This is a genomic window from Thioclava arctica (assembly GCF_040892615.1).
Lineage (GTDB): Bacteria > Pseudomonadota > Alphaproteobacteria > Rhodobacterales > Rhodobacteraceae > Thioclava > Thioclava arctica.
Window position 1 is genome coordinate 46,488 of the sequence record NZ_JBFRYC010000003.1, and the last position, 20,495, is coordinate 66,982.

20 protein-coding genes are annotated in these 20,495 nt (G+C 59.7%); 11 read left to right on the forward strand and 9 right to left on the reverse strand.

Annotation, left to right across the window (positions count from 1 at the left end; genetic code table 11):
* Positions 1–50: 50 nt before the first annotated feature.
* From AB4874_RS05765 to hslO, 3 genes are read right to left on the reverse strand one after another with little or no spacing between them, the layout of a single operon-like run.
* On the reverse strand, positions 51–1,184 hold the full coding sequence (locus AB4874_RS05765; RefSeq protein ID WP_368391263.1) for a CCA tRNA nucleotidyltransferase: 1,134 nt from the start codon (positions 1,182–1,184) through the stop codon (positions 51–53).
* Positions 1,181–1,777 (reverse strand): CoA pyrophosphatase, encoded by a 597-nt coding sequence (locus AB4874_RS05770; RefSeq protein ID WP_368391264.1) that lies wholly within the window; start codon positions 1,775–1,777, stop codon positions 1,181–1,183. Before AB4874_RS05770 ends, AB4874_RS05765 begins: the two co-directional genes overlap by 4 nt.
* Positions 1,770–2,789, reverse strand: a complete 1,020-nt coding sequence (hslO, locus tag AB4874_RS05775) for an Hsp33 family molecular chaperone HslO (RefSeq protein ID WP_368391265.1) — start codon at positions 2,787–2,789, stop codon at positions 1,770–1,772. Before hslO ends, AB4874_RS05770 begins: the two co-directional genes overlap by 8 nt.
* Before the next feature lie 97 nt (positions 2,790–2,886).
* On the opposite strand from hslO, the gene AB4874_RS05780 reads away from it, so the two are divergent.
* A complete protein-coding gene (locus AB4874_RS05780; protein WP_368391266.1) occupies positions 2,887–3,336 on the forward strand; it encodes an NUDIX hydrolase in 450 nt (149 codons plus the stop codon).
* A gap of 354 nt (positions 3,337–3,690) precedes the next feature.
* Positions 3,691–4,497, forward strand: a complete 807-nt coding sequence (locus AB4874_RS20030; RefSeq protein WP_438273446.1) for an ABC transporter transmembrane domain-containing protein — start codon at positions 3,691–3,693, stop codon at positions 4,495–4,497.
* Positions 4,498–4,531: 34 nt separating this feature from the next.
* Here AB4874_RS20030 and AB4874_RS05795 read toward each other — a convergent pair whose 3' ends face one another.
* Positions 4,532–5,794: a PP2C family protein-serine/threonine phosphatase gene (locus AB4874_RS05795; RefSeq protein ID WP_368391267.1), complete on the reverse strand. Its 1,263-nt coding sequence runs from the start codon at positions 5,792–5,794 to the stop codon at positions 4,532–4,534.
* Positions 5,795–5,946: 152 nt separating this feature from the next.
* On the opposite strand from AB4874_RS05795, the gene AB4874_RS05800 reads away from it, so the two are divergent.
* A complete protein-coding gene (locus AB4874_RS05800) occupies positions 5,947–6,276 on the forward strand; it encodes an Hpt domain-containing protein (RefSeq protein ID WP_295534072.1) in 330 nt (109 codons plus the stop codon).
* A 4-nt stretch (positions 6,277–6,280) separates the two neighbouring features.
* On the opposite strand, the gene ilvA is transcribed toward AB4874_RS05800, so the two are convergent.
* Complete coding sequence (ilvA, locus tag AB4874_RS05805) at positions 6,281–7,531, reverse strand: threonine ammonia-lyase IlvA (protein ID WP_368391268.1); 1,251 nt, start codon at positions 7,529–7,531, stop codon at positions 6,281–6,283.
* A 37-nt stretch (positions 7,532–7,568) separates the two neighbouring features.
* Positions 7,569–8,192: a hypothetical protein gene (locus AB4874_RS05810; protein WP_368391269.1), complete on the reverse strand. Its 624-nt coding sequence runs from the start codon at positions 8,190–8,192 to the stop codon at positions 7,569–7,571.
* 476 nt (positions 8,193–8,668) lie between these two features.
* Here AB4874_RS05810 and AB4874_RS05815 point away from each other — a divergent pair, with 476 nt between their 5' ends.
* Together AB4874_RS05815 and mog are read left to right on the forward strand one after the other, a co-directional pair.
* Positions 8,669–9,898 carry an argininosuccinate synthase gene (locus tag AB4874_RS05815; RefSeq protein WP_368391270.1) on the forward strand — a complete coding sequence of 410 codons (1,230 nt, stop codon included), beginning with the start codon at positions 8,669–8,671 and terminating at the stop codon, positions 9,896–9,898.
* The gene (gene mog, locus AB4874_RS05820; RefSeq protein WP_368391271.1) at positions 9,895–10,431 is read left to right on the forward strand and encodes a molybdopterin adenylyltransferase; all 537 of its coding nucleotides are present in this window, start codon (positions 9,895–9,897) and stop codon (positions 10,429–10,431) included. Before AB4874_RS05815 ends, mog begins: the two co-directional genes overlap by 4 nt.
* Before the next feature lie 143 nt (positions 10,432–10,574).
* Here mog and ubiG read toward each other — a convergent pair whose 3' ends face one another.
* The gene (ubiG, locus tag AB4874_RS05825) at positions 10,575–11,318 is read right to left on the reverse strand and encodes a bifunctional 2-polyprenyl-6-hydroxyphenol methylase/3-demethylubiquinol 3-O-methyltransferase UbiG (RefSeq protein ID WP_368391272.1); all 744 of its coding nucleotides are present in this window, start codon (positions 11,316–11,318) and stop codon (positions 10,575–10,577) included.
* 65 nt (positions 11,319–11,383) lie between these two features.
* Between ubiG and pip the strand changes: the two genes are divergently transcribed.
* From pip to infB, 6 genes are all read left to right on the forward strand, one after another.
* Positions 11,384–12,355, forward strand: coding sequence for a prolyl aminopeptidase (gene pip, locus AB4874_RS05830; RefSeq protein WP_368391273.1), 972 nt, complete (start codon positions 11,384–11,386; stop codon positions 12,353–12,355).
* A 42-nt stretch (positions 12,356–12,397) separates the two neighbouring features.
* A complete protein-coding gene (gene tspO, locus AB4874_RS05835) occupies positions 12,398–12,850 on the forward strand; it encodes a tryptophan-rich sensory protein TspO (protein ID WP_368391274.1) in 453 nt (150 codons plus the stop codon).
* A gap of 136 nt (positions 12,851–12,986) precedes the next feature.
* Positions 12,987–13,568 (forward strand): ribosome maturation factor RimP, encoded by a 582-nt coding sequence (gene rimP / locus AB4874_RS05840; protein ID WP_368391275.1) that lies wholly within the window; start codon positions 12,987–12,989, stop codon positions 13,566–13,568.
* A 3-nt stretch (positions 13,569–13,571) separates the two neighbouring features.
* Positions 13,572–15,179 (forward strand): transcription termination factor NusA, encoded by a 1,608-nt coding sequence (gene nusA, locus AB4874_RS05845; RefSeq protein ID WP_368391276.1) that lies wholly within the window; start codon positions 13,572–13,574, stop codon positions 15,177–15,179.
* 31 nt (positions 15,180–15,210) lie between these two features.
* Complete coding sequence (locus AB4874_RS05850; protein WP_295534054.1) at positions 15,211–15,840, forward strand: RNA-binding protein; 630 nt, start codon at positions 15,211–15,213, stop codon at positions 15,838–15,840.
* Complete coding sequence (gene infB, locus AB4874_RS05855) at positions 15,837–18,374, forward strand: translation initiation factor IF-2 (protein ID WP_368391277.1); 2,538 nt, start codon at positions 15,837–15,839, stop codon at positions 18,372–18,374. The genes AB4874_RS05850 and infB overlap by 4 nt, the downstream gene beginning before the upstream one ends.
* Before the next feature lie 354 nt (positions 18,375–18,728).
* Here the strand turns inward: infB and mutT are convergent, their stop codons facing one another.
* Both mutT and argJ read right to left on the reverse strand, forming a co-directional pair.
* A complete protein-coding gene (mutT, locus tag AB4874_RS05860; RefSeq protein ID WP_368391278.1) occupies positions 18,729–19,127 on the reverse strand; it encodes an 8-oxo-dGTP diphosphatase MutT in 399 nt (132 codons plus the stop codon).
* Entirely contained in the window at positions 19,124–20,494 is a 1,371-nt protein-coding gene (argJ, locus tag AB4874_RS05865) for a bifunctional glutamate N-acetyltransferase/amino-acid acetyltransferase ArgJ (RefSeq protein WP_368391279.1), read from the reverse strand. Before argJ ends, mutT begins: the two co-directional genes overlap by 4 nt.
* Position 20,495 lies beyond the last annotated feature (1 nt).

The window sequence follows — 20,495 nt, forward strand, 5'->3', positions numbered from 1 at the left end:
TCACGACTGCAATATAGCCCCCGATCAGGCGGGGGAAAGCGCCGCCAAGATCACGCCAGCAGCTCGTCGCGGGTCAGCGTGAAATCTGACGCAATCCAGCGCGCCTCGATCTGGCGCAAACGCGCGCCCAGTTCCGGGCCTTGCAACGCTGGCATCAGATCGGCGCCCGTCACTGGAAAAACCTGATTTGCGCCGAAACAGAGCCTGTTTTTCCAGTTCTGTGGTAGTTCCTGACCGATCAGCGCGTGATGGAGCAGAAACGCATCCGCGCCCTCTTGGCCCCCCAATCTGTAGCCTAGAACCTCGGGGCGTTCGGGCGACACCATCGCCTCGCGCAATCGCGCCAACTGGCGCGCTTCGGCTTTGGACAGGCGCAGACGGTGCGCGACGTTGACACCGCCCAGCACGGCCAAACGCCGCATTGGATTGGCTGGGCGGTCCTCAAGATGGATCAGCGGGGCCAAAGCGCGCGCATCTGCGCCGGGCAAAACCGCCATCAGGATACCGGCTTGCGCCATCGCCGCGACAGCAGGTGCAGGATCGGGCGCAGCCAGCAGTTTTTTCATCTCAGCGCCGAGGCGTTCGCGCGAAAGCGTCTCTATTTCAGCGGAATTCGCCGCACAGGCAGCCAACCCTTCGGGATCAAGATCGTGGCCAAACCACGCGGTAAAGCGGAAAAACCGCAAGATCCGCAGATAATCTTCGCGGATGCGCGCCTGCGCGTCGCCCACAAATCGCACATGACGCGCGCGCAAATCCGCAATTCCGGTGCCGAGCGGGTCAAGCACCTCGCCATCGGCGCGCGCATATAAGGCATTCATCGTGAAATCGCGGCGCGCAGCATCCTCGACCAGATCATCAGAGAACGCGACCGTTGCATGACGGCCATGTGTTTCGACATCGCGGCGAAATGTGGTGATCTCGTGTGGGTGGCCTTCGGCGATCACGGTGATCGTGCCATGCTCAAATCCGGTTGGCACGAATTTCAACCCCGCCCCTTTGGCGAGCTCCATCACCCGTTCGGGGCGCGCATCCGTGGCAATATCAATATCGCTGACCGGCGCGCCGATGGCGTCGTTGCGCACGCATCCGCCCACCAACAACGCCTGATACCCACCAGCCGAAAGCATCGCCAAGACGGCTTGCACATGCCCCGCACGCAGCCAATCGCCTGTCAGTTTCATCCCGCCATCCCATCTGCCAAGGACCGCAGCATACGCGCGGTTGCCCCCCAGATGTAGTAGGGTCCGTAAGGCGCGACGAAATAGTAGCGCCGTGCACCGCGCCAGCGCCGCGATTCAACACGGAAATTCGTAGGGTTCGCGATGTGCGACAGTGGCACGGTAAACACCTCGGCCACTTCGCCTGCCTCCGGGCGTGGCGTGAACGGCACCTTGATGCGCGCGAGCACCGGCGTCACCAGAAACGAGGTCACCGTCTCATGCGGCTCAAGCGTGCCCAACACTTCGACATTGGCGGGATCAAGGCCGATTTCCTCGTGTGCCTCGCGCAGAGCAGCCCCGACGGGCCCAGCGTCACCGGGATCGACCTTGCCACCGGGAAAAGAAATTTGACCGGGATGGTGGCGCAGATGCGAGCTGCGCTTGGTAAGATAGAGCAGAGGCTCAGGGCCAGAGGCATCGAAGGCCACCAGCACCCCCGCCGAACGCAGCGTGCGCCCTTCCGCCAGAACCGCTTCGGGGTTCAGGTCATAGTCCGACGAGGGCCGCCCCGCCCGGCCCAGCGCGGCCAGAACCGGGGCGAGCGGATCAGTCATCATCACTCTCACGCGGGCTACCACCGGGGTTTTTCGCGGCCTCAAATCCCAGCGTCGCAGGGTCGAATTCATAATGCGCGCCGCAGAACTGGCAATCAGCGGTGACACGTCCATCATCCGTGGTCATCGTGGCAATATCGCGCGCCGAATAGATCGAGAGCGAGTTGCGCACGCGATCAGCAGAACAGGTGCAGCCAAATTCCACGCGCTGCGGATCGAAGACACGCGGGCGTTCCTCGTGAAACAGCCGCACCAGCAGATCGGTGGGCTGCACGGTCGGGCCGATCAGCTCCATGTCCTCGACGGTATCCAGCAGCACATTCGCGCGCACCCAATTCTCGCCCTCTTCGCCTTCCAGCAGATCCTCGGGGTTCAAAAGGCCCTCATCGCCCGATCCTTCAGGGACAATATGCAGCGGCGAGGCGGGTGGCATATGTTGCAACATCACCCCCCCTGCTCGCCAGCTTTCGCCCTGCCCCGGCAAGATCGAGCGCCCGAAGGACAGTTCGAACCGGGTGGCGAGTTGCTCGGATTGGGCAAAATAGGCCTCGGCGCAGGCGCTCAGCGAACCACCGGTCAGAGGCGTGATCCCTTGATAGGGCGTGGTATCCTGACCTTGGTCGATCAGAATGGCGAAATAGCCCTGACCGATCTGGCTAAACGGATCAGCTGCCAAATCAAGCGCCTCCGCGTCGTAACTCGCCCAGCCGCGGATGCGCGCCGGCGCGCCGTCAGCGGTGGGGGCGTAGTAATCGGTGGCGATAATACGGATCGGGCCATTGCCGCGCACTTGGATCGAGAGTTTCCAGCGCAGTTTGATTGTCTGGCCGATCATCGCGGTGAGCAACGCCACCTCGGCAACCAGCATTTCAACGATGCGCGGATAGTCATGCTGCGAGAGCACCTCTTCCAGCACCCCATCAAGACGCGCGACCCGACCGCGAATATCGGATCGGTCAAGTTGGAACGGCAGAACGGTATCGTCCCAGGCGATTTGGGAAAGCTTCGACATGGTGCTCCTGACGGGCTCAATGGGGTTTTCGGGCGGCGCGCGGCCTGCCATATAGACCCTATATAGGCGAGGCAACCATAGACCCAAGGGGGCAATCATGATCCGCAGATTTGGCGAGAGCATGAAAACAGGACAGCGCTACAAACTGCGACCCGGTGCGTATGGTATCTTGATGCGTGAGGGTCGGGTCTTGCTGACCCATCAACGCGCGCCGGTGCCTGAATATCAATTGCCCGGCGGTGGCGTTGATCCTGGCGAGGGCGCTATCAGAGCGCTGCATCGCGAGGTGTTTGAAGAAACCGGCTGGGCTATCGCCGCCCCCATCAGGATCGGGGCGTTTCGCCGATTTGCCTACATGCCCGAATACGAAGTCTGGGCCGAGAAACTTTGCACGATTTACGCCGCCCGCCCGGTGATCCGGCGTGGCCTGCCCAGCGAGCCCGACCATCGCGCTGCCTGGATGGCGCCCGAAGAGGCCGTTGAAGCGCTTGGAAATGATGGAGATCGTCACTTTCTGCAAAGATTTTTGCAGATTGCAATGCGCTAGGCGTCACAAAATCAACGTACAATATTGCGCGCTACAAGTTGACGTTACGGGAATGAGGCAGTCTAGCAATAGTGCATGAATTCATGCGCCTCTCACGCAGTAGCAAGCATCACAGCTGGGCATAGCAACAGCGTGTATACACGGGGCGATGCCACACTTATTGTGGATGACGATATCAGCCACCTGACGATCTGATCGGGGCGCGTGGGGATGGTTCAAACACCAATCATCGACTCGATGGGCTGCCCTTCCCCACCCGCAACGCGATCGCCCCGACCAGCCTCACCGCCCCCAAACTGGGACCGGCCCGCCTACCCTGAACGACGGTGCAAAGTTCCAGCGTCATCGCCGATCTTGCGGCGCGCCGCTCGGTGCTGCCCGCCTGACGGCCAAGGCGAAATCGAAAAACTGGATGGCGCGAAAAAGGCCGAACGCGAATTTGCCGATGTCGTAGTCGCCGCAGGTCTGGCACTGGTGCTGGAGATGGGGCTGAAACTGGCGTGCTCGGGGTTGATGGTGGTGCCCGGTGTTCTGTTTCAGAAAAAGATGATCGCGCTGACACAGTCCACGCAGGGTGCTTCGACCCACGCCTCGCCCGTGCTGCATGAGGCGATTTATGAACATGAGACCGTGACCACCGCGCGCGGCGGCGTCCGGGTCATGCGGATCTGGGAGGATCGCATAACCCTGTCGGCTGCGAAGAGTTTCGAGCAACGCGAGCTGGCATCGGCGCTGACCTATTGGGCGCAAATGGTGCAGCAGGCCACTTATATCGCCGCCGCGGTGATCGGCACCTACAAGGTGCTCGCAGGCGATTTCACCGTGGGCTCGATCATCACGATCAGCATTTTGACCTCGCGCACGCTAGCGCCTCTGACGCAACTGGCGGGAACTCTCGCGCGGAGACCTCAACGTCAAAGCGGCATTGAGCGGGCTGGATGCGATTATGGGCGCGAAACCGGCACGAAAAACGTGAAGGTTCAGGCGCGACAAGAGCTCGATCTGACAGAGGCGATGTATGAAAAAGGCGTGGCCCCACTGATTGAAGTGACCGTGACGGTCAATCTGAGCCATCTGAGCGCGCAGCAGCGCCATCCGGAAATCCGCCCCGGGATGCAAGCGACCGTTGAATTGCACACTGGCGAGAAGGCCGTGCTGTGATCCCTTTGAAGCCGCTCTACAAATCGCGCGAGCCTTAATCGCGATACATCTTTGCGCCATCAAAGCTGAAGATGACCGCAGAAACGTCATCTTCCATCTGCGCATCTGTGTAATTCTCAAGATCCCAAAACACCGCATCCAGAAAGGCGCGCCCCCGCAATTGCGCAAATTTGGTAAAAATTGCGCTCAGACCGGCGTGATCAATCATTTTTCCAGCGCGGTTGGTTGCTTCGGTCATGCCATCAGACAGCAGGATCAGCCGATCACCGGGGGCAAGAACGGTACTGATACTTCGATAGCGCGCGCCCGGGATCAGGCCCACGGGCAAGCCTCCCTCCCCCAAAAATTCGATATCCCCCGATTGGCGTTGCACGACCGGATAGGGATGGCCCGCTTGCACCAGTTCAACCCGGCCAGTCACCAGATCAATATCGCTGTAAACGAGGGTGAAATAACTTTCGGTCTGCATCTCTTCGAGAACAAGTTCATTGAGCATCTCAGCCAATTCCGCAGGCGGGCGCCCCTCGTAAATGCCAAACTCGGACTCGACCATGGCGATATTTTGCGCGGGCATCGCACCGGACAGATAGCCCGCAAGCCGCGCCATCATCACCGCCGAGGTAATGCCATGGCCCGACACGTCGATCCCATACAGCCCGACACGGCGCGCGTTGATCGGGAAGAACCCCACCAGATCGCCCCCCACATGCCCCGCCGGGCGCAACATCAACGCGACTTCCGCAGAACCGAAACTACGGTGGCGTTCGCGCACAAGGCTTTGCTGTAGCTTGCGCGCCTCTTGTAAATCGCGCTCAATCGCGTCCTGCGAGGCCCGCAGAAGGGCATTTTTGGCGCTTAATTCTTCTTGCATGGCAAGGATACGCCGCCCCGCGACAAGCCTTGCGCGCAGCTCTTCGCCATTAACCGGCTTGGACAGGAAATCGTCTGCGCCGCTTTCGAGACCGTGCGAGACATCGGTTTTGTCTGTCTTTGAGGTCAGCAGAATGAAATAGCCATAGCTGGACCGGGTCATCTGGCGAAATGCGCGGCAGAAATCCGGCCCGTTCATTCCCGCCATCATCCAGTCAGAAATCACGATATCGGGCTCACATTTTGCACAGATCGGCAAAGCCTCTTCAGCGCTTGCCGCCTCAATCACCTCATAGCCTGAGCGCGAAAGTTGCGCAGTCAGAATCCGGCGCTGCATCCGGCTGTCATCAACCACCAAAACGCGCCGCGGCACGGTTTCATTCAACCGCGGGTCCGAGATGATATGAGGTTTCAGAGCAAGTGACATAGATGGTGTCCGATCGGCAAAACTGCCCCGTTGTTTCACAACTCACCTAACAATTCCTGAATCCCTGATTACATGCGGCCTTAAAGGTTCGGCAAGCTTTGCAGGCTAATGTGATGCGCGGTGAGTGAACCAAGGGCACCTTGGAGGGTGAAATGATTGATTGGGAACGTGTGGCCGAATTGCGTTCAGAAATTGGGGCAGAGGGGTTTGCCGAAGTCGTCGAACTGTTTCTTGATGAGGTGGAGGCCGTGGTGATGGCGCTTGGCCAAAAGCCTGGAAAGCTTGAAGACGAGTTGCATTTCCTCAAGGGATCGGCGCTCAACCTCGGGTTTCGGGCCTTTGGGGCGCAGTGTCAGATCGGCGAGAAACTGGCCGCCGCTGGACGCTCGGATGAGGTTGATGTCTCAAATATCTTAGACGTTTATGGCGCGTCCAAGACTTGCTTCATGACCCGTCTCGAGGAATTCACGACCGCCGCCTGAACACCTAGATCAGAAATTCCGCAAGAGTTTCATCCTCGGTTATGTCGCGCCAGACGAAACCGGCAGCGTCGAGCTTGGCAAACAACGTGGTGAAATCGTCTGCCTGTTTGGTCTCGATCCCGATCAGGACCGAGCCAAAGTTGCGCGCGGATTTTTTGAGATATTCGAACCGGGCGATATCATCATCCGGGCCCAGCATTTCCAGAAAATCACGCAAGGCACCGGGGCGTTGCGGCAGGCGCAGGATGAAATATTTCTTCAGACCACTGAAGCGTTGCGCGCGTTCCTTTACCTCGGGCAGACGTTCAAAATCGAAATTGCCCCCCGAAGTGATGCAGACAACGCGCTTGCCGCGGATCTGCTCGGCCAGTTCGGGCAGAACGTCGATAGACAAGGCGCCCGCCGGTTCGAGCACGACCCCCTCGACATTGAGCATCTCAAGCATGGTCACGCAGATCCGGTCTTCGGGGGCGCGCAAAACCAACTCGGGGGTGACCCAGCGCAGATTGTCAAACGGGCGCGCGCCGATTTTCGCCACCGCCGCGCCGTCCACGAAACTATTGACCTGCTGCAGGGCGACCGGTTCACCAGCGGCAACGGCGGCGGTCAGACTGGCCCCGCCCATCGGCTCGACAAAGCGAAACTCCGTTTGCGGTGAGGTCGCGCGCAGATATCCTGTCACGCCAGCGGCAAGGCCACCACCACCCACCGGCAAGATCACCAGATCCGGGGGCGTGTCCCCCATCTGATCAAGAATTTCCACCGCGACCGAGGCTTGCCCTTCAATCACCGACGCATCGTCGAAGGGCGCGAGAAATTGCGCCCCCGCTTCGGCGCAAAAGCTCTGCGCTGCAGCCAAGGTGTCGTCGAAATAATCGCCCGTCAGCACGATCTTGATCGCATCACCGCCAAAGGTCTTGGTCTTGTCGATCTTTTGCTGCGGCGTCGTCACCGGCATAAAGATCGTGCCGCGCACCCCGAAATGACGACAGGCAAAGGCCACGCCCTGCGCATGGTTTCCCGCACTCGCACAGACGAAATGATCGGCCTGCGGGTCAACCTCGCGCCGCTTTCGCATCGCGGTAAACGCGCCGCGCAGTTTGTAGCTGCGCACCGGGGTCAGGTCTTCGCGCTTGAGCCAGATATCGGCATCAAAGCGCGCCGACAGGTGGTCGTTGCGCTGCAGCGGCGTGGGCTCGAACAGCGCACGCAGGGCGCGCGTCGCGGCAATGGCGGAGAGGGCAAATTCACTCATAGGCCAGATGTGACGCGCGCCAAGCAGTTTGGCAAGCTTAGACCAATTCGCGGTTTTCCACAAAAACACCATAGAGCGTGGTCAGCAGCGACAATCCCAGCATCGTCACGACAAAATCGACCCCGAGTTGGGCGACAAACCCGACATCCCACGCACCCCCCGGCAAGAGCGCAACCAAACTATTGAACATCGCGCCCAGAAACACCACGAGCACTGCGATCACGCTGAGCGTCACAAACAGCCAACCTTGGCCGCGGGTCGCGCGCAGCGCCGCACGCAGCCCAAGCGTATCAAGCGCCGCGCCGGGCAGCGCCACGCTGAAACGCAGGAACAACGCCACCATCCAAACAAGAATGATGACCGTGCTCACTCCGCCTGCGATCAGGCCCGCTGTGTCAGATCCGATAATCTTCTCGAACAGCATTAAAAGGACAATAACCACCACACTTAACAGAATGCCGACGAGCATCAGCATCGCCACAATTATAAAAGCCCGCAGGAAATATCGCAGACTGCGCCGCAGATTGATCCGAGGAAGCCAGCCACAGCTTTCGTTGCACAGGATAAAGCGGTGCCAGTTCACGGATGCAGTGGCCAACACAAACTGCGCGATCACAAAGAGAAGAAAATACAGCAGCGCGCTAGACGGTGGCACAGCCACACTGTGACCCACATGTGCGGCCCGTCGCAGCCCCTCTTGAAAAGATAGATTACACAAGGCCCCGAGGACAAAAGGCGGAAAGACGATCTGGGTCGCCGACCCAAAATTTCCAAAAACCTGCCGCCACGAATGTTGAAGTATATGCCATGGGTGCATCGGACATTCCTTCGGTCAAAAAGACTTTAAAATTTGCGAAATCCTAATCTTCTTGCTTTTCCACACCAATAGACGTGACGGTAAACTCTGCGGCATGCCGGCAGATCGCATTGGCGCGCGCTGGCACGAGGGCCACAAAGCATGGTCTTGTGCGCCAGCGTCCAGATCGACGTGAGACAGCCAATCGCGACATCAAATATTCCGGTCTTGATGCCTCGAAAGGTCAAGAGCGCCACGATTGCCCCAGTCAACGCGCTTACCTTGCCCTCGGCGTCAAAAATCGCTAAGCGCGACTTAAAATCCGCATCAGGAGTTGCTTCATGTCCGCGCCCAAGAAAGTCGTGCTTGCCTATTCGGGTGGCCTCGATACCTCGATCATCTTGAAATGGCTGCAAACCGAATATGGTTGTGAGGTTGTGACCTTCACTGCCGATCTGGGCCAAGGCGAAGAACTGGACCCGGCGCGCAAGAAGGCCGAGTTGCTCGGCATCAAGCCGGAAAACATTTATATTGAAGATGTCCGCGAAGAATTCGTGCGCGATTTCGTCTTTCCGATGTTTCGCGCCAATGCGGTTTATGAGGGGCTGTATCTGCTGGGCACCTCGATCGCGCGTCCGCTGATCTCCAAGCGGCTTGTCGAGATCGCACATGAGACCGGGGCGGATGCGGTGGCGCATGGCGCGACCGGTAAAGGCAATGATCAGGTGCGCTTTGAACTGGCCGCCTATGCGCTGGATCCGATGATCAAGGTGATCGCGCCTTGGCGGGAATGGGATTTGACCTCGCGCACCAAATTGCTGGAATTTGCCGAGGCCAACCAGATTCCGATCGCCAAGGACAAGCGCGGCGAAGCACCATTCTCGGTTGATGCGAACCTTTTGCACACCTCGTCCGAGGGCAAGGTTCTGGAAAACCCCGGCGAGATGGCCCCTGATTACGTCTATCAGCGCAGCGTCGATCCGGTGACCGAGGCCCCCGACACCCCCGAATATGTCGAGATCGGCTTTGAGCGCGGCGATGCGGTTTCGATCAATGGTGTGGCGATGTCGCCCGCGACGATCCTGACGCAGCTTAACGAATTGGGCCGCAAGCACGGCATCGGGCGACTCGATTTCGTCGAAAACCGCTTTGTCGGGATGAAATCGCGCGGCATTTACGAGACTCCCGGCGGCACGATCCTGCTAGAGGCGCATCGCGGGATCGAGCAAATCACACTCGATAGCGGCGCGGGTCATCTCAAGGATTCGATCATGCCGCGCTATGCCGAGCTGATCTATAATGGCTTCTGGTTCTCGCCCGAGCGCGAGGCGCTACAAGCCCTGATCGACAAGACGCAGGAATATGTCACCGGCACCGTCAAGCTGATGCTGTTCAAGGGCGCAGCCCGCACCGTGGCGCGCTGGTCGGAGTATTCGCTTTACTCCGAGGCGCATGTGACCTTTGAGGAAGACGCGGGCGCCTATGATCAAAAAGACGCGGCGGGCTTTATTCAGCTTAACGCGCTGCGCTTGAAACTGATCGCGACGCGCAACGCCCGGGTCAAGAAATGAGCGTTTCGCAGCCCCATGCCGCAATTGTCACCGTCTCCGATCGCGCCAGTCGCGGCGAATACGAAGACAAGGGTGGCCCGGGCTGCGAAGCATACCTGCGTGACGTGGTGACATCGGACTTAACGATCACGCGCCACATCATCCCCGACGGACGCAAAAGCGTGGCCAACATGCTTCGTGAATTGGTCGCGGCAGAGGCCGACCTGATTCTCGTGACCGGTGGCACCGGCCCCGCGCCACGCGACGAAACGCCCGAGGGCTGCGCCGATGTGATCGAGAAAGAATTGGCAGGTTTTGGCGAGGAAATGCGCCGCGCGAGCCTGCTCGAAGTGCCCACAGCAATTCTGTCGCGCCAATCAGCGGGCATCGCGGGCAAATCGTTGATCATCATGGTGCCGGGTAAACCCTCGGCCATCGCGACCTGTCTCAATGCGGTTTTCGCCGCTGTCCCCTATTGCCTTGATCTGATCGGCGCAGCTTATCTTGCGACCGATCCCACGCGGATCGAAGCGTTTCGTCCCAAGGCGAAGTAACTAGGGGGCGCTGCCCCCACCTGCTACGCAGCTTCCCCCGAGATATTTTTATCAAGAGGAAGTGGGACGGCCAGATTAACTTCCTCTTGATCGAAATATCCCGGGGGCAGAGGCATCGCCTCGGCGGGGCAGAGCCCCTCGCGCTATCTTTTGACCGCCGTGATGGCATAATTCACTGACAAATCGCGATCTGAGAGCGACCAGCGCCAGCTGATCGGGTTGAACACCATGCCGCGCCGATCCACCGGATCGATCCCGGCCTTTTGCGCCAAGGTATATAGCTCGTCGGGAGTGACGAATTTCGACCATTCATGCGTGCCCACAGGCAGCCAGCGCATGACGCGTTCAGCCCCGAAAATAGCCATCATGTAGCTTTTGGGATTTCGGTTGAGGGTTGAGCAGATCATCAAACCACCGGGTTTGAGCAAGCTTTCGATCGTGTTCACAAAGCCCTGCGGATCAGCGACATGTTCGATGATTTCCATCGCCAGAACTGCGTCAAATTGCGCGCCTTGCGCGGCCAGGTCTTCGGCAGCGCAATGGCGGTAGTCGATCTCGAGGCCCGATTGTTCGGCATGAAGCTGTGCCACGGGAATGTTGCCACCCGCCGCATCGGCCCCCACAACCGTTGCGCCAAGGCGCGCCATCGGTTCGGACAAAAGCCCGCCACCGCAGCCGATATCAAGCAGGGTCAGCCCCTTGAACGGCTCGGGCGATGTCAGGTCGCGGCCAAATTGCGTGGCGATCTGCGAGGTGATGTAATCCAGCCGACAGGGGTTGAGCATATGCAGCGGTTTGAACTTGCCGTTTGGGTCCCACCACTCGGCCGCCATCGCCTCAAATTTCGCGACCTCGCCTAGATCGATGCTGTTTGCAGCCTCTGCCATCGCTACCCCGTTTTCCCTGTTAAACGCCCATGGCGGGCGTCTCGTTTGACCTATATAGTGCAGGGATGGACAGAAATGCAGGGCAAAAGCGCGCATCCGAAGCGCGGCTCTATGCGCCGATCGAACCCTTCGATCAGCGCAAGATCGATGTTGGCAGTGGCCATGTACTGTATGTCGAGCAGTCGGGTCATCCGCAGGGGCAGCCAGTTATTGTTTGCCATGGTGGGCCGGGCGGCGGGTGCAGCCCCACGATGCGGCGGTTTTTCGATCCGGCACATTATCGCATCATCCTGTTTGATCAACGCGGCTGCGGCCTGTCGCGCCCCCATGCCAGCGTGAGCGACAACACGACCTGGCATCTGATCGCCGATATGGAACTGATTCGCGAAACGCTGGGGGTTGATTCCTGGATGGTGTTTGGCGGCAGTTGGGGCGCAACGCTTGCGTTGCTTTATGCCCAGACTCATCCCGAGCGTGCACAGGCGCTGATTCTGCGCGGCGTATTTCTCGCCACACAGGCAGAGCTTGATTGGTTTTATGGCGGCGGCGCGGGGCAGTTCTATCCTGATCTCTGGGCCAATTTCCGCAGGCTTATTCCCGAAGATGAGCAAAATGACCTGATCGGCGCGTATAATAAACGTCTGTTCTCAGGCGATTATATGGAAGAAACCCGCTATGCCCGAATCTGGGCGGTCTGGGAGAATGCGCTGGCATCCGTGGGCTTTGATGGCCCTCCCGGTGAGGCATCCCCCGATTACGCCCGCGCTTTTGCCCGGCTGGAGAACCACTATTTCCAGAACCGCGCCTTCCTTGAGGTGGACGGGCAAATCCTGCGCGATCGTTCCCGAATCGAGCATATTCCGACCACGATCGTGCAGGGGCGTCTAGATATGATCTGCCCGCCCCTCTCGGCCTACCGGCTGGCCGATGGCTGGTCGCGGGCGCAATTGCATCTCGTTCCGGCGGCTGGCCACGCGTTGAGCGAGCCGGGGATCACCCGAGGGCTTGTCCGGGCGATGGACGCGCTTAGATCATAGTCACGATTTTATTCGCGACACCATTCGATCGGGGCGTCTCACATGCTGATCTTTTTCCTGCTCTTCCTCGCCGCATCGGCTGCCGCCGCTGCCACTGGCATCGTTTTCAAGCCGGGCAATTGGTATGAGGGGCTCACCCGACCCGGATTTACACCGCCCAATTGGCTATTTCCCATCGCTTGGACCTATCTTTATATCTCGGTCGCTTACGCCACGGCACGGGTGGCAGGGCAGGATGGCGCGCAGTTGGCGCTAGCGCTTTTTGCCGTGCAGATCGCGCTGAACACGCTGTGGACGCCGCTGTTTTTCGGGGCGCATCGGCTGGGCCTAGCGATGATCGTGCTGGCGCTGCTGTGGGTCGCGGTGGCGGCGATGGGGGTTGCCTTCATCGGGCTTGATCTGATCGCGGGGCTGTTGGTGTTGCCCTATATCATCTGGCTTAGTCTGGCGGCCGCGCTGAACTGGCGGATCTGGCGCGATAACCCCGCCGCGTGAAGTTCTGCTTGCGGACTCGGGCGCAAAAGCCTATATCGCCTTCAACAGCGGTGCGTTGAGGTCCAAACTCAGCGCCCACCGGAAACGTGTGACGGGCCGCAGCGGCCCGTTTTTTTGTGTTAGAGGATCGGAAACGATGACCGACCTAATCGCCAAGACCGCCATTGACCGGCGTTTGGCCGATATCGTCACCCCCGTGATTGAGGGGCTGGGCTTTGAACTGGTGCGTTTGCGCCTACAAGGCGGCGAGACCCCCAATTTGCAGATCATGGCCGACCGTCCCGACGGTGGGATCGTGGTGGATGACTGCGCCAAGATTTCGACTGCGGTGTCGGCCACGCTGGATGTGGAAGACCCGATCGAAGAGAATTACACGCTTGAAGTGTCCTCCCCCGGGATCGACCGGCCGCTGACCCGGCTGAAGGATTTCGACAGTTTCGAGGGCCATGAGGCCAAGCTCGAGACCTTTGAGCTGATTGACGGGCGCAAACGCTTTAAGGGCGAATTGCGCGGCACTGATGGCAATGAAGTTCTGATCGAGATTGAGAATCAGGGCGCGCAGGTCGTCATTGGCCTGCAATTTGACTGGCTTGCAGATGCGAAACTGGTGCTCACCGACGAATTGATCACCGAGATGCTCCGGCAGAAAAAGGCCGAAGGCAGCATTAACGAAGACGACTTTGACGAAATTGAAGAATCCCCCGACGAGGAGACCTGAGTCATGGCAATCACCTCTGCCAACCAGCTGGAACTTCTGCAGACCGCCGAGGCGGTTGCACGCGAGAAGATGATCGACCCCGAGCTGGTGATCGAAGCAATGGAGGACAGCCTCGCACGGGCTGCAAAGTCGCGTTACGGCGCCGAAATGGATATCCGCGTCACGATTGACCGCAAGACCGGCCGCGCCCGCTTTACCCGTGTGCGCACCGTGGTCGAGGATGATCTGCTGGAAAACTATCAGGCAGAGCTGACCGTTGCTCAGGCCAAGCAATATCTTGATAACCCCAGTGTGGGCGACACCGTCGTTGACGAAGTTCCGCCCGTCGAACTTGGCCGGATCGCCGCGCAAAGCGCCAAACAGGTGATCTTGCAGCGCGTCCGCGAGGCCGAGCGCGATCGTCAATACGAAGAATTCAAAGACCGCGCAGGCACCATCATCAACGGTGTCGTCAAGCGCGAGGAATACGGCAATATCATCGTCGATGTGGGCCGTGGCGAGGCGATTCTGCGCCGCAACGAAAAGATCGGTCGCGAAAGCTATCGCCCCAACGACCGCATCCGCGCCTATGTCAAAGACGTGCGCCGCGAGGCCCGTGGTCCGCAGATCTTCCTGTCGCGCACCGACCCGATGTTCATGGCCGAACTGTTCAAGATGGAAGTGCCCGAAATCTACGATGGCATCATCGAGATCAAGGCCGTGGCCCGTGACCCCGGTTCGCGCGCCAAGATCGGCGTGATCAGCCATGACAACTCAATCGACCCGGTCGGCGCTTGCGTCGGTATGCGCGGCTCGCGCGTGCAGGCCGTTGTTGGCGAGTTGCAGGGTGAAAAGATCGATATCATCCCGTGGAACGAAGATCAGGCGACCTTCCTTGTGAACGCGCTGCAACCGGCCGAAGTGTCGAAAGTTGTGATCGACGAAGAAGCGGGCAAGATCGAGGTCGTGGTGCCCGATGAGCAGTTGTCGCTCGCGATCGGTCGTCGTGGTCAGAACGTGCGGCTGGCAAGCCAGTTGACCGGGCTGGATATCGACATCCTCACCGAGGCCGAAGAAAGCCAGCGCCGTCAGGCCGAATTCACCGAGCGCACCCAACTGTTCGTCAACTCGCTCGATCTGGACGAGTTCTTCGCGCAGCTGCTGGTCGCAGAGGGCTTTACCTCGCTCGAAGAGGTGGCCTATGTCGATCTCGATGAGCTGTTGTCGATCGAGGGCGTCGATCCCGACACCGCCAGCGAATTGCAGGCGCGTGCACGTGACGTGATCGAAGAGCAAAATCGCAAGGCTCTGGAAGCGGCAAAGGAACTGGGCGTCGAGCAGTCACTGTTCGATTTCGAGGGTCTGACCCCGCAGATGACCGAAGCACTTGCGCAAGACGGCATCAAGACGCTGGAAGATTTCGCGACCTGCGCGGATTGGGAACTGGCCGGCGGCTGGACCACCGTGGATGGCGCGCGCGTCAAGGATGACGGTTTGCTCGAAAAGTTCGACATGAGCCTTGAAGAGGCGCAAAATCTGATCATGACCGCGCGCATTCAACTGGGGTGGGTTGATCCCTCCGAGTTGGAAGGCGAGGCCGAAGACGAAACCGAGGAGGAGGCCGAGGCGTAAGCCCCGGCCCCGCCTCAGGCAGGAGAGAGAGATGAGTCGCGCAGGCAAAGCCAAAGATCGGGATGATCCCGAACGGCGCTGCATCGTCACTGGCGATGTTCAGCCGAAGGCCGGGCTTGTGCGCTTCGTGCTGGGCCCTGACGGGATGATTTATCCCGACATCGCCGAGAAGCTGCCCGGTCGTGGGATCTGGGTGACAGCCGATCGCGACGTGCTGGAGACGGCCATAAAGAAGGGTCTTTTTGCCCGCGCCGCCAAAGCGCCCGCGAAAACCCCGGAAAATATGGCAGATATGGTAGAATCAGCCCTTGCCAGCCGCGTTGTCGAGCTTATCTCTCTGGTTCGGAAATCCGGTCGCGCGGTGATCGGGTTCGAAAAGGTCAAGGGTTGGCTGGCAGATGGGCGGGCAAAAGTTTTGCTTCAGGCCAGCGACGGCTCGGACAGAGGAAAAGGCAAGCTGTGGACGCCCGAGGGCGGGCGCTGGTTCGGCTGTCTCACCTCACAGGAATTGGGTTTGGCATTCGGTCGCGATCGTGCGATACACGGCGCGCTTGCAGCCGGTGGCCTCACTCCTCGCGTGATTGAAGAGATATCGAGGCTTGCGGGATTGCGCAGGCAGGACGGCGGCAAGACCGCTATGAAGGATACGAAGACGGCATGAGCGATACGGACGGCAAAAAGACTCTCGGACTTGGCGCGGCGTCGCGTCCCGGGCAGGTGAAGCAAAGCTTCTCGCACGGGCGCACGAAAAATGTTGTGGTCGAGACGAAGGGCAAGAAGCGTGTCTTGAACAAGCCAAGCGCCGGGGCCGCCAAAGGCCCTGGTGGCAATAATTCTGCAGGCGGTGATCCGTCGCGGCGTCCAGCTGGCATTTCCGATGCCGAGATGGATCGCCGTATGAAGGCGTTGCAAGCCGCCAAGATCCGCGAAGTCGAAGAAGCCGCGAACCGCGAAGCCGAAGAGAAGGCCCGCGAAGAAGAGCGCGAGCGCCGTCGTGCCGAGGCCGAGGCCAAGGAACGCGAAGATCGTGAGCGCGAAGAGGCGCTGAAGGCTAAGGCCGAAGAAGACGAGCGCAAAAAGCGCGAAGCTGAACTTCGTGACAAAAAGAAAGAAGAGATCCGCAAGGGCGCTCCGAAAAAGGACGACGCCGTGCAGGATCAGGCGGCTGTCGAAGCTGCGGCGTCGCGCGCCGAGACCAAGGGCGTTGTCGCCTCGGGTCCGCGCAAGACCGACCGTGAGCGTGACGCCCGCACCGAACGCGACGCCCGCGCGACCAAAGGCAAGACCGATGGCGGCAACCGTCGCACCGGCAAGCTTTCGCTGAATGATGCGCTGGGTGGTGGCGAAGGGCGTCAACGCTCGATGGCCGCGATGAAGCGCAAACAGGAACGCCAGCGCCAGAAGGCGATGGGTGGCTCTACCCGCGCTGAAAAGCAGGTGCGCGACGTGCGCCTGCCCGAGACGATTGTTGTCTCGGAACTGGCCAACCGGATGGCGGAACGCGGTGCTGACGTTGTCAAATCGCTGATGAACATGGGCATGATGGTGACGGGCAACCAGACCATCGACGCCGACACCGCCGAGCTTGTGATCGAGGAATTCGGCCACAAAGTTGTGCGCGTGTCCGATGCCGACGTGGAACAGGTGATCGACACCGTTGATGACAAGCCCGAAGAATTGATCACGCGCCCGCCGATCATCACGATCATGGGCCATGTCGATCACGGCAAAACCTCGCTTCTCGATGCGATCCGTCACGCCAATGTCGTGTCTGGCGAAGCGGGCGGGATCACGCAGCATATCGGCGCCTATCAGGTGACCACCGATAGCGGCGCGGTTCTGACCTTCCTCGACACGCCCGGTCACGCGGCCTTTACGTCGATGCGCGCACGCGGTGCGAACGTCACGGATATCGTCGTGCTCGTTGTGGCTGCCGATGATTCGGTGATGCCGCAGACGATCGAAGCGATCAACCACGCCAAAGCGGCCAAAGTGCCGATGATCGTGGCGATCAACAAATGCGACAAGCATGGTGCCGAGCCGCAAAAAGTGCGCACGCAGCTGCTGCAGCATGAAGTTGTCGTCGAGGCGATGTCGGGTGATGTGCAAGATGTCGAGGTTTCGGCCAAGACGGGTAAAGGGCTCGACAATCTGCTTGAGGCAATCGCGCTGCAGGCAGAACTGCTTGAGCTCAAGGCCAACCCGACGCGTGCCGCTCAGGGCGCTGTGATCGAAGCCAAGCTTGATGTGGGCCGTGGTCCGGTTGCGACCGTACTGATCCAGAACGGTACCCTGCATCGCGGCGATATCTTTGTCGTGGGCGAGCAGTGGGGCAAGGTCCGTGCGCTGATCAACGACCAGGGCGCGCGTGTCGAAGAGGCAGGTCCGTCGGTTCCTGTCGAGGTGCTGGGTCTGAACGGCACGCCCGCAGCGGGTGATGTGCTCAACGTCGTCGAGACCGAGGCGCAAGCCCGCGAGATCGCCGATTACCGCGAGCAAGCCGCGAAAGACAAACGTGCTGCGGCCGGGGCTGCGACCACGCTGGAACAGCTGATGGCGAAGGCCAAGGCGGATGAAAGCGTGACCGAACTTCCGGTGCTGGTGAAAGCCGACGTGCAGGGCTCTGTCGAGGCGATTGTTCAAGCGCTTGAAAAGGTCGGCAACGACGAGGTGCGCGTGCGTATCCTGCATTCGGGTGTCGGCGCGATCACCGAATCCGACATCGGTCTGGCCGAGGCATCGGGTGCGCCGGTTATTGGCTTCAACGTGCGTGCCAACGCATCGGCCCGGACCACTGCCAACCAGAAAGGTGTCGAGATCCGCTATTACTCGATCATCTATGATCTGGTGGATGACATCAAAGCTGCTGCCTCTGGCCTTCTGTCGGCCGAGATCCGCGAACATTTCATCGGCTATGCGTCGATCAAAGAGGTGTTCAAGGTCACGGGCGTGGGCAAGGTTGCGGGCTGTCTCGTGACCGAAGGTGTTGCCCGCCGCTCGGCTGGTGTGCGCCTGCTGCGCGACGACGTGGTGATCCACGAAGGCACGCTCAAGACGCTCAAGCGCTTCAAGGACGAGGTCAAGGAAGTGCCCTCAGGTCAGGAATGCGGTATGGCGTTTGAAAATTACGACGATATCCGCCCTGGCGATGTCATCGAAATCTTTGAGCGCGAAGAGATCGAGCGCTCGCTCTGATTCTGGTAGACTGACGACAATAGAAAACGGGGGCTCTGACGGGCCCCCGTTTTTCGTATTTCACAGCGGGCATTCAAGACGCACCGCAGGGCAAACTTAGCCGCAGACAGGCCGACCTGCAAAAAGGCTGTCACCCACGCGCACAAGAATACGTCCACATTCAAGTTTGCGTTCAAACACGCCCTGAATAGAAACGCTGCTACCAATCAAAATTGTTCTGAGCATGCTGATATCTCCTTCTCCCTGAGACAGGTTTGGAAAAAATCTTAACAAATTGCAAATGTAATCCGCATGGCTGTTCGCAATTTGTTATATACGCAGCGCTTTGTGGAAACGTTTTCGTTCCCAGCGCGGCTACAACCAGTCACGCAAGATCGGGATAAGTGGCTCATCCGCTGGGGGCATCGGGTAGTCGCGCAGGTCTTTCGCACGCGCCCAAGTCAGTTTCTGCCCCTCTTGCGGGGACACGATTCCTTGCCACCTACGGCAGGCGAACAGCGGCATAAGCAGATGAAAGTCATCATAATTATGGCTGGCGAAGGTCAGTGGCGCAAGACAGCTTTGCTTTGTCTCAATGCCCAGTTCTTCACGCAACTCGCGGATTAGGCAAGCTTCGGGAGTTTCGCCCGGCTCGACCTTGCCGCCGGGAAATTCCCACAAACCCGCCAAAGATTTGCCCTCAGGACGTTGAGCCAGCAAAATTCGGCCCTCGGCGTCAATCAGGGCCACAGCCGAGACCAGCAGCAGCTTCACGAACGGTAATCCGCGTTGATGTCGATGTAGCGATGGGTCAAATCGCAGGTCCAGACCGATTTGTTCGCTCGCCCAAGCCCCAGATCAACCCCGATCACCAACTCGTCGCCCTTCATGTAGGCGCTGGCATCGGCCTCGGAGTAGCTTGGCGCGCGCCAGCCCTTCTCGGCCAGCACCATATCGCCAAACGAGATCGTCAGCTTGTCACGATCCGCCTTGGCACCGGACTTGCCAACGGCTGCCACCACGCGGCCCCAGTTGGCGTCTTCACCCGCGATTGCGGTTTTCACCAGCGGAGAATTTGCCACCGCCATCGCGACCTTATGGGCATCCTCGGCGCTGGCGGCACGGGTTACGCGCACTTCGACGAATTTCGTCGCGCCCTCGCCATCGCGCACCACCTGATGGGCAAGATCCATCATCACAGTGCGCAGGGCGGCTTCGAAATCTTTCGCCACTTGCGACCGCAGATCGTGGATTTCGCTTGCCGGGGATTGCCCCGTCGCGGCCATGATCAGCGCATCAGAAGTCGAGGTATCGCTATCGACGGTGATCGCGTTGAACGTGTCATCGACCTGCCGCGACAGCATCTTTTGCAGCCGTGCGGGCGTGATCTTCGCGTCGGTAAAGATATAGACCAGCATCGTCGCCATATTGGGCGCGATCATCCCCGAGCCCTTGGCGATCCCGGCAATGGTGATCGGCCCGCCCTCGCCTTCGATCACGGCACTGGCGCCCTTGGGATAGGTGTCTGTCGTCATGATCGCGCGCGCCGCATCTTCGATGCCGTCCCCTGACAAGCGTTGCGCCAGACCATCAACCGCCAGCACGATGCGCTCAAAGGGCAGCGGCTCTCCGATCACCCCGGTCGAGGACGAAAACACCCGGCTAATGGGCAGATCAAGCGCCTTGGCCACGGCCCCGGTCACCATATCGACCGCTTTTTGACCATTTTTACCAGTGAACGCATTGGCGTTGCCCGAGTTAACGATGATCGCAGCGCCCGCGTCTTTGGGCACGCGCATCGCCAGTTTCGACTGACAATCGAGCACGCAGGCGGCGCGGGTCGACGAGGTGGTGAACACCCCCGCGATCGAGGCCCCCGGCGCGATGCGCGCGAGCATCACATCGGTGCGCCCGGCATATTTCACCCCCGCCGCAGCGGAGGCAAATTCGACCCCCGCAATCGCGGGCAATTCCGGGAAATGGGCGGGCGCGAGTGGCGAAACAGAGACCGACTTTGCCTTGGCTTTCGCCGGCGCAGCGGTGGAAACATCGGATGTCAGCGCCTTGATCTTGGCGCGCAGCTTTTTGACCTTGGCCTTCAGCTTAACGTCCTTATCGTCCTTCTTCTTCTCTTTCGCCATC